The organism is Xanthomonas sp. WHRI 6108 (assembly GCF_040202385.2).
GTDB classification, from domain to species: domain Bacteria; phylum Pseudomonadota; class Gammaproteobacteria; order Xanthomonadales; family Xanthomonadaceae; genus Xanthomonas; species Xanthomonas arboricola.
On the sequence record NZ_CP168198.1, the window covers coordinates 2,599,619 to 2,613,257 of the forward strand.

Consider the following 13,639-nt stretch of genomic DNA (forward strand, 5'->3'; position numbering starts at 1 on the left):
CAAAACCGGCCTCGTGCCGGTTTTGTGTTTTCAGGCGCTGGCGCATGCATGCGCGCAGTGCGGATGGTCTGTCATGTCTGTTGTCATTGCCGCTGCCTCCCCGTCCGCCCGGTTGCGTGGTCGCGGCTTGGTGCTGGCTGCCATTTTGTTGTCCGCCTTCAACTTGCGTACCGCGGTGACGTCGTTGACGCCGCTGCTGGAACGCATTGCCGACGAGTACGCATTCGGCGCGCCCACCATGGGTGCGCTCGGCATGTTGCCGACGGCTGCATTCGCACTGACCGGTGTGGCCACGCCGGCCTTGCTGCGCCGCTTCGGCCTGCTGCGCACCGCGCTGCTTTCGATGGCATTGGCCACTGTCGGCCTGGTGTTGCGCCCGCTGCTGCCGGGCACTGCCGGACTGCTGATCGGTTCGCTGGTGGCACTCGCCGGCATGGGCATGGGCAACGTGGTGTTGCCGCCGCTGGTGAAGCGCTATTTCGGCGATCGCGTCGGCGGCGTCAGCACGCTCTACATCACCGTGCTGCAGGTCGGCACCCTGCTGCCGGCACTGCTGGCGGTACCGGTGGCCGATGCGCTGGGCTGGCGCAGCTCGATGGTGGTGTGGGTGTTGCCGGCACTGCTGGCATTGGCGGCCTGGGCCATGGTGCACACCAGCCACCGCCGCATTCACGCGACCGGGCCGGCACCGGTCACACCCACGCCCGAGGCCGAGGGCCGCGTGGCACGCACCGCCCTGGGCTGGAGCATGGCGGTGACCTTCGGCATGACCTCGCTGGTCACCTATTCGATGTTCACCTGGTTGCCGACGCTGCTGCGCGAAGCCGGCGCCTCGCCCGCGTTCGGCGGCACCATGGTGGCGCTGTTCGCGGCACTGGGCATGGTCGGCGCCTTGACCATGCCGGCGCTGGCGGTGCGCATGCGCAACCCGTTTCCGATCGTGCTGCTGTGCGCGGCCTGCCACCTGGTCGCGTTTGCCGGGCTGTGGTGGGCGCCGCTGGCTGCGCCGATCCTGTGGGTGACCCTGCTCGGCCTGGGGCCGAGCACGTTCCCGCTGGCATTGGTGCTGGTCAATCAACGCAGCCGCACCGCAGCCGGTTCGGCGGCCCTGTCCGGGTTCTCGCAGGGCATGGGCTATGCGGTGAGCTGCCTCGGGCCATTCCTGTTCGGCTGGCTGCATGCGCACCACGGCGGTTGGACCTCGCCGTTCGTCTTCCTGGTGATCTGCATCCTGGTGCAGCTGGCGGCCGCCTGGGTGGCCTGCCGTCCGCAGTTGCTGGAAGACGTCTGGGCGCCGCCGCCACGCGGCGCCCGCGCGGTCAACGTACCGGCAGACTGATGTAGCTGGGCTGCTCGGGGCTCACATAGACGCGCTGGGTGGCCTTTCGATAATCGCCGGGCTTGGCGAAGAAGATGTTGTCCACGTAGGTCTGCGGATTGCGGTCGTACAGCGGAAACAGGCTGGACTGCACCTGCACCATCACCCGGTGGCCCGGCTGGAAGGTGTGGTTGGCGGTCGGCAGGCCGAACTGGAACGCCAGCGGCTGATTGGATGCCAGCGGCTTGGGCGTGCTGAAACTCTCGCGATAGCGGCCGCGGAAGATCGCCAGCGACACCGGCAGCTCGTAGCCGCCCATCTTGGGACTGGACGCCATCTCGTCCGGATACACGTCGATCAGTTTCACCACCCAGTCGCTGTCGCTGCCGCTGGTGGAGGCCTGCAGATGCACTTCCGGTGCACCGGCGATCTGCAGGGGTTCGGTCAGCGGCTCGGTGACGAAGGTCAGCACGTCCGGGCGGCCGTCGACGAAGCGCTGGTCCTGCACCAGCCAGGTGGTCCACATGCTGCGATCACCGAAGTCCACCGGGCGCGGCACGAACGGTACCGGCTTGGCCGGGTCGGCCACGTACTCCTCGAAACCCGGCTGGCCTGCCGCCGGCCGCTGGAACGACAGCTTGCCGCCGGCCTGCAGGTACAGCGGTTTGCTGCTCGACGCACAGCCCTTGGCGCAGCTGCGCGGCCAAGCCTGCAGACGGTCCCAATGATTCTCTCCGGTGTTGTAGATGAACACCGGTGGCGTGCTCGCCTTGGGCGCGCCATCGACCAGGTATTGATCGAAGAACGGGCGCAGCACGTCGTGGCGGAACTGGCGCGCGGTATCACCGTCGAAATTCAATGCGCCCAGCGCGCTGCCGTCGTAGTTGACCTGGCTGTGCCGCCACGGCCCCATCACCAGGTAGTTGAGCGTATTGCTGCGGTCGCGTGGCTCCATCGCCGCGTAGCTATGGATGGCACCCCACATGTCCTCCTGGTCCCACAGCCCCTGCAACCACATGGTCGGCACCTTGAGCGGGGTGCGCGCCATCACCTTGTCCAGCGCCTGCTCCTGCCAGAACGTATCGTAGGCGGCGTGTTCGGTGAGCTTGTGCCACCACGGCAGCTGCTCCAGGCCGGCAGCCCTGGCGAAATCGCCGGCCGAGCCGGCGCGCAGCAGGTTGCTGTAGTCGTCATGGCCCTGGCGCGCGATGCCGCTGCCCTTGCCGCGCTGGGTGAGCTGGCCGGTGAAATAGTCGAAGTTGACCTGGCGGAACGCGCCGTAGTTGAACCAGTCGTCGCCCATCCAGCCGTCGATCATCGGGCTTTCCGGTACCGCGACCTTGAGCGCCGGGTGCGGGTTGGTCAACGCCATCACCACGGTGAAGCCTTCGTAGGACGAGCCGATCATGCCGACCTTGCCGTTGGATTCCTTGACGTTTTTCACCAGCCAGTCGATGGTGTCCCAGGCATCGGTGGCATGGTCGACCTCGCTGGGATTGAGCGCACCGCGCAACGGCCGGGTCATCACGTAATCGCCTTCGGAGCCGTACTTGCCGCGCACGTCCTGGATCACGCGGATATAGCCGCCTTCGACGAACACGTCGTCGCCCTGTGCGAGCAGGTCCTTCATATGCGGCGAGGCCATGCGCTCGGTGCGGCCGCTGGCGTTGTACGGCGTGCGCGTCAGCACCATCGGCGCATTGCGCGCGTCCTTGGGCAGCACGATCACCGTATGCAGCTTGACCCCGTCGCGCATCGGAATCATCACCTCGCGCTTGATGTAGTCGTTGGCGGCATCACCTGCCACGAACGGCTTGCCGGTGATGTCCGGCGTCATCGGCGAGGTTTGCGCCAGCGCGCTGCCGGTGGCGGCGGCAATGGCGGTGGCGAGCAGGCAGGCGGCAAAACGGCGCATCGACGACTCCGGAACGTGCGGGGGCAGTCGTCGACTGTAGGCAGAGCGCGGCCTGCCGGGGGAGTGTCAAAGGTCGTGGTTGCCGGGTAGGTCGTGATTGCCGGGTGGCTGGCCTGCGTATCGCCGATCAGTGCCGTACCTGGCCCTGGCCCCGCACCACGAAGCGCTCCACGGTCAGCGCCTCCAGGCCCATCGGGCCGTAGGAATGCAGGCGCGTGGTGGAGATGCCGATCTCCGCGCCCAGGCCAAGCTCGCCGCCATCGGAGAAACGCGAGGAGGCGTTGACCATCACCACCGCCGAGCGCAGCGACTGCACGAAGTTCTCCGCGTTGGCGGCGTCCTGGGTGGCGATCACCTCGGTGTGGTCCGAGCCGTACTGGCGGATATGCGCCAGCGCGGTGTCCAGATCCGGCACCACGCGGATGGCCAGGATCAGGTCGAGGAATTCGGCGGCGTAGTCGTCGTCGCTGGCAGCTGCGACGTCGGGCAACAGTGCGCGCGTGGCCGCATCGCCACGCAGCTCCACCTTGCGCTCGCGCAGGGCTTGCGCGGCCAGCGGCAGAAAGCGCGCCGCGATATCGGCATGCACCAGCAAGGTCTCCAGCGCATTGCAGGCCGACGGCCGGCTGGCCTTGCCATCGACCAATAGACGCACCGCCAGGTCCACGTCCGCCGATGCATCCACGAACAGATGGCACACGCCCTTGTAATGCTTGATCACCGGCACGCGCGCATGCTCGGCCACGAAGCGGATTAGCCCTTCGCCACCACGCGGAATCGCCAGATCGACGATGTCGCTGAGTTGCAGCAGCTCCAGCATGGTCTCGCGGCGCAGATCCTCGACCAGGGTCAGCGCCGCTTCCGGCACGCCGGCCTCGCGCAGGGCGCGCTGCAGGGCGCGCGCGATCGCGGTGTTGGAGTGAATTGCTTCCGAGCCGCCACGCAGGATCACGCCATTGCCGGCCTTGATGCACAGTGCTGCCGCATCGGCGGTCACATTCGGGCGCGCTTCGTAGATCATCGCGATCACCCCCAGCGGCACCCGCACCTTTTGCACAACAATGCCGTTGGGGCGAACGTCCTCGCGCGTGACCTGGCCGACCGGATCGGGCAGTTGCGCCACCTCGCGCAGCGCGGCGGCGATGCCGGCCAGGCGCTTTGTGTCCAGCGCCAGACGATCCAGCATCGCCGTCCCCACGCCCTTCGCGCGCGCTGCCTCCAGATCGCGCGCATTCGCCGCCAGGATCACCGCCGCATCCTGTTCCAGCGCGGCCGCCATCGCCTCCAGCAAGGCCTGCTTGGCAGACGCGGACAGTTGCGACAGCACTTGCGCGGCATCACGGCATTGCAGGGCTAGGGTTTTGATGGTCATTGGAGGGCCGGGATTGGGGAGTCGGGATTGGGGATTGGCAAAAGCGGCAACACCGTTTTATCACCACAGGGAATCAGTCGTCGGGACACGGAGGCAACGTTAGGGAAACGCGGTGCACATGCGTTTGCAAATCCCCAATCCCGACTCCTCAATCCCCGCTACAAAAGCACCAAATCATCGCGATGCACCACATTCTCGCCGTAGCTGTAACCGAGCATGGGCTCGATCTCGCGCGAGTGGCGGCGGGCGATGCGGCGGATATCCACCGCCGAATACTGGCTGACGCCGCGTGCCAGGCAGCGCTCGCCGGCGTCGTCACGCAGGTGGATCTCCACCATGTCGCCACGCCGGAAGTCGCCCTGCGCACCGGCCACGCCGCCCGGCAGCAGCGAGGCGCCCTTGTCGGTCAGTGCGGCGGCGGCACCGGCATCGATCAGGATCGCGCCCGCTTCCACCGGCGCGTGCCGCAGCCAGTACTTGCGGGCGGCAATGCGCGTGCGTGCGGCGTGGATACGCGTGCCGTGCAGGCGATCCTGCGCCAGGGCACGCACCACATCGCCATTTCGGCCGTTGAACAGATAGGTTTCGATGCCGGCCGCGCCGGCCTTTGCGGCGGCTTCCAGCTTGGTGCGCATGCCGCCGGTGCCCACGCTGCTGCCGCTGCCGCCGGCCATCGCCAGCACCTCGGCGGTGAGTTCGGTCACCTCGTCGAGTGGCCGCGCCAGCGGATTGCTGCGCGGGTCGGCGCTGTACAGCCCGTCGATATCGGTGGCGATGAACAAGGCATCGGCATCGACCAGGGCGGCGACGATCGCGGCCAGGTTGTCGTTGTCGCCCAGCTTGAGCTCGTCCACCGACACGGTGTCGTTTTCGTTGATCACCGGCAACGCGCCCAGCCGCAACAACTCGCCCAGGGTGGCGCGTGCGTTGAGATAGCGGCGGCGATTACGCAGGTCGTCGTGGGTGAGCAACACCTGCGCCACCGGGCGCTCGAAAAAGCGCTGCCAGAGCGCGATCAACTGCGCCTGCCCCAGCGCAGCCAGCGCCTGCCGCGCGGCGATCGGCGCACCGGCCTCGGCAGCCCTCGGCAGGATCGCGCGGCCGGCGGCCACCGCACCCGATGACACGATCACCAGCTCGCGCCCGGCCATCAGGTTGGCCGAGACGAACTGCGCCAGCCCCAGCGCAAAACGCGGCGACAGGCCACCGCCATCGGCGGCGAGCAGGCTGCTGCCGACCTTGAGCACCGCGCGTCGCCATGGCGGCAGCGCCTGCTCGGTAAATGACGCAGCAGTGGCGATGGGCGTGCTCATGGCGACAACCTGCTCAGTGCGTGTTCCACTCATGGACGGTCAGCGTGGAGGCATCGCGCAGCGCCAATGGGTCGCGCGCGACGATCTGCTGTGCGTCCTCCAGGCTGGCGACGTTGATCAATACGTACGCGCCGCCGCTGCCATCGCTGAAGCCGCCGGTCAGTTCCAGCTGCCCGGCCGCCCGCAGCGTGTCGAGAAATGCACGGTGCGGCTGCACCACGTCGGCCGGAAAATCCGGCTTGCGCATCGCCACTACCAGATAGCGTGTCGCCATCAGCCTGCCTCCTTGTCGGGTGTTGCCTCGCTACGGCCGAACGGCGCGGAAATCACCAGAAAGCGCGCTTCCATCTCGGACAGGTTGTGCATCTGATGGGTGGAACCGGGCGGCACATGCAGGCCCTGCCCGACCCCGAGCACATGCTGCTCGCCATCCAGCTGCAGCATCACCTCGCCGGCCAGCACATAGAAAAAATGCCGCGCGCGGCTGTGCCGGTGACGCAGCTCGGCCGCGCCGGGCGGCATGTGCTCTTCGAGCACGCTCAGGTTGGGGTCGCGCAACAGGTGCCAGCCGTCGCTGGCTTCGCCCCAGGGGTAATGCTCGGCGGTGTCGGTGCTGATCACGGCCATCAGACCAGCGCCTGCCAGCGGGCACGCAGGACGTCCAGCTGCAGATCTGCGGCGGCGCCTGGCGAGACGCGGGCGGCCAGGCTGCCTTCCGGCGTGCGCCCCTGCCCTGCAGTGTCGGCCGATTCCGCGGCCGCCTTGTAGGCCTCGCGGAACGGCACGCCGGCAACCGCCGCTTCCACCGCCACGTCGGTGGCGTACATGCCCGAATCGATCGCCGCACGCAGCTTGTCCGGACGCCATTCCAGATTGGCCAGCAGGGCCGGCAGCAGTTCCAGTGCCGCCAGGCCACGCCCGAAGCCGTGCACGATGGCGCCCTTGCTGTTCTGCAGGTCGCGGTGATAGCCCGATGGCAGCGACAGCAGCTGTTCGATCTCGGTCCGCGCGGCGGCCACGCTGGCGTGGGTGGCACGCATCAGTTCGATCACGTCGGGGTTACGCTTGTTCGGCATGATCGAGCTGCCGGTGGTGTATTGCGCCGGCAACGCGACGAAGGCGAACTCGCCGCTGGTGAACAACGACAGATCCCAGGCGATCCGGCGCAGGTCCAGCGTTGCGCTGCCAAGCGCCTCAAGCGCGGCCAGTTCGTACTTGCCACGCGAGAGCTGCGCATAGATCGGCGACACCTGCAGCCGTGCAAAGCCCAGCTCGGCAGTGGTATGCGTACGGTCCAGCGGCAGGTTGACGCCATAACCGGCGGCGGTGCCGAGCGGATTGCTGTCCACCAGGCGCAAAGTATCAGCCGCACGCACCGCGTCGTCGATAAAGGCCTCGGCCCAGCCCGCCCACCACATGCCGGCCGAGGACACCACCGCACGCTGGATATGCGTATAGCCCGGCACTGGCAGCGCAGCTTCTGCCTGCGCGCGGTCCAGCGCCACCTTGGCGATCTCCGCGCCAAGCTCGGCCACGCGTTGCAGCTTGTCCTTCAACCACAGGCGCGTGGCGACCAGGATCTGGTCGTTACGGCTGCGCCCGGTGTGGATCTTGCGGCCGGCATCGCCCAGCCGTTCGGTCAGGCGCGCCTCGATCGCCGAGTGGCAATCCTCGTAGCGCTCGTCCAGCACGAACGCGCCACTGCGGAAATCGGCCGCCAGCAGGTCGAGCTGCTCGCTCAGTCCGCCCAGCTCCTGCAGCGACAGGATGCCGATGTGCTGCAGTCCCTGCGCATGCGCCTTGCTGGCAGCGATGTCGTACAGGAAGAACTCGCGGTCCAGGATGACGTCGTCGCCGGCCAGGAAGCTCTGGATCTTGGCGTCCACCGCCACGCCGGGTTTTTGCCACAACAGATTGGTCATCGGAAAGCGTCTCGAAATAAATTGTCAGCTTAAATCCCCGCACACGGAGGTGCGGGCTGTTGCGAGGGACTCGCATCTTTGAATCCCCGCACAAGGATGTGTGGGCTCTTGCGAGGGAATCGCACCTTTGAATCACCGCACAAGGCTGTGTGGGCTCTTGCGAGGAACTCGCATCATCAGCCAATCGCAGTCAATTCGTCCCAGCCCAACGCCAGGTTGAGATTCTGCATCGCCTGCGTCGCCGCGCCCTTGAGCAGGTTGTCCAGCGTTGCCACCACCACCACGCGCTTGTTGCCCGGCGCCAGCGTCACGCCGCCGATCTGCACGCCATGCCTGCCGGCGATGCGGCTGACCCACGGCGCTTCATCGACGATCTCGATCAACGGCTCGTCGGCGTAACGCTGCGTGTAGCACGCCTGGACCTGCTCGCGCGTCAGCGCTTGCTGCAGCCACAGGTTGACGGTCATGGTGATGCCACGGAAATGCGGCGCCACATGCGGCATGAACTCTACCGGCACGCCGAGCTGCGCAGAGACTTCGCGCTCGTGCATGTGGTTGGTCAGCGCATACGGCATCAGGTTATCGGCCAGCAACTCGGGGTTGTTCTTATCCGACGGCGTGGTGCCCGCGCCGGAATACCCGGACACGCCGAAACACTGCGGCGGGCCGGCCAGTTGGTCGAGCAAGGGCGCGATCGTCAGCTGCATCGCGGTGGCATAGCAGCCCGGATTGCTGATGCGTCGCTGCCCGGCGTAGCTGCCGCGCGTCAGCTCCGGCAGCCCGTAATACCAGGCCGGATCGAAGCGGTAATCGGCCGACAGATCGATCAGCAGCGTCTGCGGCCTGGCCGAGTCGATCGCCGCGACGAAGGGCTCGGCCTTGCCGTTGGGCAATGCCAGGATCACCACGTCGGCGGCCTTGGCGGCCACCGCATCGGCATCCAGGCTCTCGTAGCGCAGCTCGCCGCGATACGCCGCGTTGTGCTCGGCCACCGGTTGCCCGGCCAGCTCGCGCGAGGACACGAACAGCAGCTGCAGATGCGGGTGTGCCGCCACCAGCTTGATCAATTCCGATCCGGTATGCCCGCGGGCCCCGACGATGCCGATGGTCGTTGTTTGAACAGTCATGCGTTTGCTTCCAGGCGGAACTGCAGGTGGCGTTTGACCCCGGCCCATTCCGTATCGATGATGGAGAACACCACGGTGTCGCGCGGCGTGCCGTCAGGGTGGCGGGTGTAATTGCGCAGCACGCCGTCCTGCTTTGCACCGAGCCGCGCAATCGCCGCGCGCGAGGTGTGATTGAACCAACTGGTCTCGAACACCACGCTCAGGCAGCCCAGCGTTTCGAAGGCGTGCTGCAGCAGCATCCGCTTGGTGTCGGTATTGACGCCGCTGCGCTGCACGCGCGGCGCGTACCAGGTGTAGCCGATCGACAGCTTGGGCACTGTCGCATCCAGCCCGTAATAGCGTGTGCAGCCGACGACCTCGCCGGCCGCATCGCATACCACGTAAGGCAGCACCCGCCCGTCGGCTTGCGCATCCAAGGCCGCGCCCACGTAGTCGTCCACCTGCGCCGGTGCCGGCACGCCGGTGTACCACAGCCGCGACAAGGCCCCATCGCCCAGCGCAGCGCGCAGACCATCGGCATGCGCAGTCCGTAATGGTTCCAGTGTTGCGTGTTGCCCGCGTAGCGTGGGCAGCTCGCGCCAAAGCGCTGGCAATGCGACGGGCGCCATCGTACTCAGCCCAGCAGCGTCGGCTGACGCGTCGCGCAATGCGCCACGCAGTGCTGGATCTGCTCGAAGTTCTCCAGCCCGTACCAGAACACCTTCCACTTCTCCTGCTTGATGCAGCCGTCGGACTCGGCGTAGTAGAAAATGTTGACCTGGTTGTTGTGACGCGAGCGCCAGAACAGTTGCGGGGTTTCCTCGCGCATCACGTTCCACACCGCACGGCCCAGGCCTTCGCCCTGGGCGTCGTCGAGCACGGCGAACTTGTCCAGGTAGATCAGCGCGCTTGCACCCAGCATGCCTTCGTCGGTAAGGATCACCGCGGCGCGGTAGTTCTCGCTGACATAGGCGCGCAGCAACCTGGTGTTGCTGAAGTAATCGGGCACCAGCGTACGGCCGAAACTGGATTCGATCAGCGTCCTGAGCCGCGGTAGGTCCAGTTCGTCCCAGGAGGTCGCGCGCAGCACGCGCTCGCCGCGCCGCACCAGCGTGCCCGAGCCCTTGTGGGTGAACAGTTCCTTGGCCAGATCGGCCGGCCGGGTGATCGACACCGACGACTCCAGCGGCAGGCGATCGAGCAGATCCTTGATCTGTTCGATCTTCACCCGCATGCCACCGTTGATCCACGGCTGCTGCATCAGATGGTCGAACTCGGTGGACAGGTTGATCGAGTCGATCACCTTGCCATCGGCATCCAGCAGACCGCCGGTGCCGGTGAGGAAGATGATCTTGTACGGCTGCAGCTCTTGCACCAGTTCGTTGGCGGCAAAATCCGCGTTGACGTTGAGGATCTGCCCGCTCGGCGTCTCGCCTAGGCTGGTGATCACCGGAATCGAGCCGGCCTGCAGGCTGGCTTCGATCGGCGCCAGGTTGACCGCCTTGACCTCACCGACCAGGCCGTAGGTGTCGCGGTCCAGATACTGCGCTTCGAATACGCCGCCGGTGATCGAGGTCGCACGCGCGCCGTTCTGCTGCAGCGCCTCGACCAGCTTGAGGTTGGAGGCCTGGAACACCTTGCGCACGATCGCCAGCGCTTCCGGCGAGGTCACCCGCAAGCCGTTGACGGTGCGCTTCTCGATACCGGCCGCCGACAGTTCGGCATCCAGCTGCGGGCCGGCGCCATGCAGCACGATCGGGGTCAGCCCCACTTCCTGCAGGAACGACAGCGACGAGGTCAGCGCGTCCAGGTCGTCGCGCAGCACCGCGCCGCCCACCTTGACCACCGCAAAGCGTTTGGCATCCAGCTGCGAGAAACGCTTGAGGTACTGGCTGATTTCCTTGGCGCTGGCCATGCTCGAAAGCAGGCGCACGATGGTCTGGCGGGTCTGTTTGTGGGGCTGTGCGGAGAGGGACATTGCCGTGATCGAAGAGAGGAATGGCCGCGCCTGGGCGCGGAACGCGGCTTCAGCTTGAGCCGTTGATGATGCGATGTACCGACTCGGCGTAACGCTGCAGCTGCGCAAGCGTCACGAACTCGTCGGCGGTGTGCGCCTGGGCGATATCGCCGGGGCCATAGACCAGGGCTGTGTAACCGCCGGCCGAAAACAGCGAGGCCTCGGTCCAGAAATCCACTGCATTGCCGATCGGCAGGTCCAGCGCATCGGCCACATCGCGGGCGGCCAGGCGGCGTTCCTCGGCCCGCGCGATATCGCCGGACGGCAGGCTGGGGCCGCGGAAGGTTTCTTCGAAATGCGCCGCGTGTGGATCGGCAAATCCGGCAAACGTCGCCAGCAAACCGTCCACGTCCATCGACGGCAGCGGACGAAAGCCGAAACGCAGCTCGGCCGCCGGCGCGATCATGTTGGCCTTGATGCCGCCCTCGACCCGACCGATGTTGAAGCGCAGGCCGGTCAGGCCGCCGAAACGCGCATGCGCCAGCGACTCGACATGGTCCAGCGCCCTGCCGCCCCAACGCATCGCCTGATGCAATGCACTTGCGGAAGGATCCTGCTTGCCCGAGGCATGCCCGGCACGCCCGGCAAACCGCATCAGCACCGAGCTGATGCCGCGATGCGCCAGCACCGCCTCGCTCATGGTCGGCTCGGCGACCAGCACCGCCTCATACGGCACACCGCGCGCCAGGAACGCGGCGATGCAGCGCGGGTCGTTGGCTTCCTCGTCGGAGGAAAACAGGAAGGCCGCATCGCCCTGCCCGGCATTGGCCGCTGCCACCAGCGCCGCTGCCGCACCCTTGATGTCGCAGACGCCCAGGCCGATCACGCGATCGTCGGTACGCCGCATCACGTGCGGATCGGCACTCCAGTGCGGCGAATCCGGCACCGTGTCCAGATGCACGTTGAACAGATACTTCGGCGTTCCGCGCACCGCATACAGGCTGACCGCACCGGCACCGTGGTCGATCACCTCGACCTGGAAACCGGGCAGCTGCGCGCGCAGATAATCGAAGATGCCGCCCTCGGCAGCGATCGCCCGCGGCGGATTGCGGGTGTCGAAGGACACCAGCTGTTCCAGGTGTTCGAGAGTGGAGGCAAGTAGATCGGTCATGTCGGTTTGATCAATGGTCCGAAGTGGCGGCTAACAAAAGTCACAACTGCACCGTGGTGCGAGGCTGCGCGAACAACGTCTACAGCGCATCCAGGCCACCCTTCTCCCACCGGGAGAAGGTGCCCCGAAGGGGCGGATGAGGGGACGGGCGAAGCCGAGTGCACCGCACCCTGCGGGAGCTTCGCTCGCACCCTCACCTCAACCCCCGCTCCGCGCCCCGGCCCGCGCTTGCGGCGCGGGCGCTCCAAGGCACACGCGCCAGTGGCGCCTAAGCCGTGCCTTCTCGCCCCGGGGAAAGGGGCTTTAGATCCTCAGCGATTCACCTGGGCATACAGCGTCGAGCTCATCCCGAACAGCTTGATGAAGCCTTCCGCTTCCTCCACGCCCCAGTCGGCCGACTGCGCATAGGTCGCGCCCTTGGTGTTGAGCAGGTGCGGCGAACGCACCGCCACCGCATCGACGCGGCCACCGCGGGTTTCCAGCGTGACCTCGCCGTTGACCTTGGCCTGCGACGACTTCAGGAACGCCTCGATGTCGGTCTTGAGCGGGTCGTGATAGAAGCCCTCGTACACCAGCTCCACCCACTTGCGCGCCACATCCGGCTTGAAGCGGTTCTGCTGCTTGGTCAGCACCGCATCTTCCAGCGCGCGGTGCGCGGTCAGCAGCGAGATCAGGCCCGGCGCTTCGAACACGATGCGGCCCTTCAACCCGATTACGGTATCGCCGGTATAGACGCCACGGCCCACGCCGTAGGGCGCGAACAGCTTGTTCAGCTGGGCCAGGATCTGCTCGCCCGGCAGCGCCTTGCCGTTGAGTTCAACGGCCTCGCCTTCGACGAACTTCAGGGTGACGGTCAGCGGCTCGACCGGCCACTCGCTGCGCGGCGCGCACCAGCCACGCGCACCCTCGCCCGGCGCTTCCCAACGGTCGATCTCGCCGCCGGACATGGTCAGCCCGAGCAGGTTCTCGTTGATGGTGTAGGCCTGCTGCTTGGCGCGCACGCCAAAGCCGCGCTCTTCCAGATACCTCTGCTCGTAGGCGCGGGTCTGGGTGTGTTCTTTCTGGATCTCGCGGATCGGCGCCACGATCTGGTAATCGCCCAGTGCCTTCACTGCCAGGTCGAAACGCACCTGGTCGTTGCCCATGCCGGTGCAACCGTGCGCGATGCTGCGCGTGCCCAGTTCCTCGGCGCGCTTGAGCGCGGCGTCGACGATCAGGTAACGGTCGGACACCAGCAACGGATACTGGCCCTGATAGCCCTCGCCCGCCCACACGAACGGCTTGACGAAGCCCTGCCAGATGGCCGGACCGCCATCGACGGTGACATGGCTGGCGGCACCGAGTTCGGCCGCGCGCTTTTCGATGAAATCACGCTCCTCGGCATCCACCCCGCCGGTATCGGCAAACACGGTGTGCACCGCGTAGCCCTGCGCCTGCAGATACGGAATGCAGAAGCTGGTATCCAGGCCACCGGAGAACGCCAGGACGATGTCCTTCTTTGTGCCGGGATTGGAGAGTGGGGATTCGGGATTGGTGGAAGCGGTCTGCTGCGACATGGGGGTCTC

General features: G+C 66.7%; 12 protein-coding genes. 1 reads left to right on the forward strand and 11 read right to left on the reverse strand.

Annotated elements, in window-relative coordinates; genetic code table 11:
• The first annotated feature begins 112 nt into the window (after positions 1 to 112).
• On the forward strand, positions 113 to 1,339 hold the full coding sequence (locus tag ABQ039_RS10900; RefSeq protein WP_024939994.1) for an MFS transporter: 1,227 nt from the start codon (positions 113 to 115) through the stop codon (positions 1,337 to 1,339).
• On the opposite strand, the gene ABQ039_RS10905 is transcribed toward ABQ039_RS10900, so the two are convergent.
• The 11 genes from ABQ039_RS10905 to ABQ039_RS10955 form a co-directional block, all read right to left on the reverse strand.
• Positions 1,320 to 3,233 (reverse strand): CocE/NonD family hydrolase, encoded by a 1,914-nt coding sequence (locus ABQ039_RS10905; protein WP_184609395.1) that lies wholly within the window; start codon positions 3,231 to 3,233, stop codon positions 1,320 to 1,322. The two genes, ABQ039_RS10900 and ABQ039_RS10905, sit on opposite strands and share 20 nt — an antisense overlap.
• A gap of 127 nt (positions 3,234 to 3,360) precedes the next feature.
• Complete coding sequence (locus ABQ039_RS10910) at positions 3,361 to 4,605, reverse strand: glutamate-5-semialdehyde dehydrogenase (protein ID WP_184609393.1); 1,245 nt, start codon at positions 4,603 to 4,605, stop codon at positions 3,361 to 3,363.
• Between the two features lie 158 nt (positions 4,606 to 4,763).
• The gene (proB, locus tag ABQ039_RS10915; RefSeq protein ID WP_184518934.1) at positions 4,764 to 5,918 is read right to left on the reverse strand and encodes a glutamate 5-kinase; all 1,155 of its coding nucleotides are present in this window, start codon (positions 5,916 to 5,918) and stop codon (positions 4,764 to 4,766) included.
• Positions 5,919 to 5,931: 13 nt separating this feature from the next.
• Positions 5,932 to 6,192 carry a YciI family protein gene (locus tag ABQ039_RS10920; RefSeq protein WP_043087828.1) on the reverse strand — a complete coding sequence of 87 codons (261 nt, stop codon included), beginning with the start codon at positions 6,190 to 6,192 and terminating at the stop codon, positions 5,932 to 5,934.
• A complete protein-coding gene (locus tag ABQ039_RS10925) occupies positions 6,192 to 6,545 on the reverse strand; it encodes a cupin domain-containing protein (protein WP_016903209.1) in 354 nt (117 codons plus the stop codon). Before ABQ039_RS10925 ends, ABQ039_RS10920 begins: the two co-directional genes overlap by 1 nt.
• The gene (gene argH, locus ABQ039_RS10930) at positions 6,545 to 7,840 is read right to left on the reverse strand and encodes an argininosuccinate lyase (protein ID WP_184518930.1); all 1,296 of its coding nucleotides are present in this window, start codon (positions 7,838 to 7,840) and stop codon (positions 6,545 to 6,547) included. The genes ABQ039_RS10925 and argH overlap by 1 nt, the downstream gene beginning before the upstream one ends.
• 176 nt (positions 7,841 to 8,016) lie before the next feature.
• On the reverse strand, positions 8,017 to 8,967 hold the full coding sequence (gene argC / locus ABQ039_RS10935) for an N-acetyl-gamma-glutamyl-phosphate reductase (protein WP_349777759.1): 951 nt from the start codon (positions 8,965 to 8,967) through the stop codon (positions 8,017 to 8,019).
• Entirely contained in the window at positions 8,964 to 9,575 is a 612-nt protein-coding gene (locus ABQ039_RS10940) for a GNAT family N-acetyltransferase (RefSeq protein WP_184431254.1), read from the reverse strand. The genes argC and ABQ039_RS10940 overlap by 4 nt, the downstream gene beginning before the upstream one ends.
• Positions 9,576 to 9,580: 5 nt before the next feature.
• Positions 9,581 to 10,924 (reverse strand): acetylglutamate kinase, encoded by a 1,344-nt coding sequence (locus ABQ039_RS10945; protein WP_024940003.1) that lies wholly within the window; start codon positions 10,922 to 10,924, stop codon positions 9,581 to 9,583.
• 49 nt (positions 10,925 to 10,973) lie between these two features.
• Positions 10,974 to 12,074: an acetylornithine deacetylase gene (locus tag ABQ039_RS10950; RefSeq protein WP_349777758.1), complete on the reverse strand. Its 1,101-nt coding sequence runs from the start codon at positions 12,072 to 12,074 to the stop codon at positions 10,974 to 10,976.
• Positions 12,075 to 12,385: 311 nt separating this feature from the next.
• The gene (locus ABQ039_RS10955; RefSeq protein ID WP_349777757.1) at positions 12,386 to 13,630 is read right to left on the reverse strand and encodes an argininosuccinate synthase; all 1,245 of its coding nucleotides are present in this window, start codon (positions 13,628 to 13,630) and stop codon (positions 12,386 to 12,388) included.
• Positions 13,631 to 13,639 lie beyond the last annotated feature (9 nt).

Coding starts and splice junctions, on each gene's coding strand:
- ABQ039_RS10905 (WP_184609395.1), bottom strand. CDS start 3,233: ATGCGCCGTTTTGCCGCCTGCCTGCTCGCCACCGCCATTGCCGCCGCC.
- ABQ039_RS10910 (WP_184609393.1), bottom strand. CDS start 4,605: ATGACCATCAAAACCCTAGCCCTGCAATGCCGTGATGCCGCGCAAGTG.
- proB (WP_184518934.1), bottom strand. CDS start 5,918: ATGAGCACGCCCATCGCCACTGCTGCGTCATTTACCGAGCAGGCGCTG.
- ABQ039_RS10920 (WP_043087828.1), bottom strand. CDS start 6,192: ATGGCGACACGCTATCTGGTAGTGGCGATGCGCAAGCCGGATTTTCCG.
- ABQ039_RS10925 (WP_016903209.1), bottom strand. CDS start 6,545: ATGGCCGTGATCAGCACCGACACCGCCGAGCATTACCCCTGGGGCGAA.
- argH (WP_184518930.1), bottom strand. CDS start 7,840: ATGACCAATCTGTTGTGGCAAAAACCCGGCGTGGCGGTGGACGCCAAG.
- argC (WP_349777759.1), bottom strand. CDS start 8,967: ATGACTGTTCAAACAACGACCATCGGCATCGTCGGGGCCCGCGGGCAT.
- ABQ039_RS10940 (WP_184431254.1), bottom strand. CDS start 9,575: ATGGCGCCCGTCGCATTGCCAGCGCTTTGGCGCGAGCTGCCCACGCTA.
- ABQ039_RS10945 (WP_024940003.1), bottom strand. CDS start 10,924: ATGTCCCTCTCCGCACAGCCCCACAAACAGACCCGCCAGACCATCGTG.
- ABQ039_RS10950 (WP_349777758.1), bottom strand. CDS start 12,074: ATGACCGATCTACTTGCCTCCACTCTCGAACACCTGGAACAGCTGGTG.
- ABQ039_RS10955 (WP_349777757.1), bottom strand. CDS start 13,630: ATGTCGCAGCAGACCGCTTCCACCAATCCCGAATCCCCACTCTCCAAT.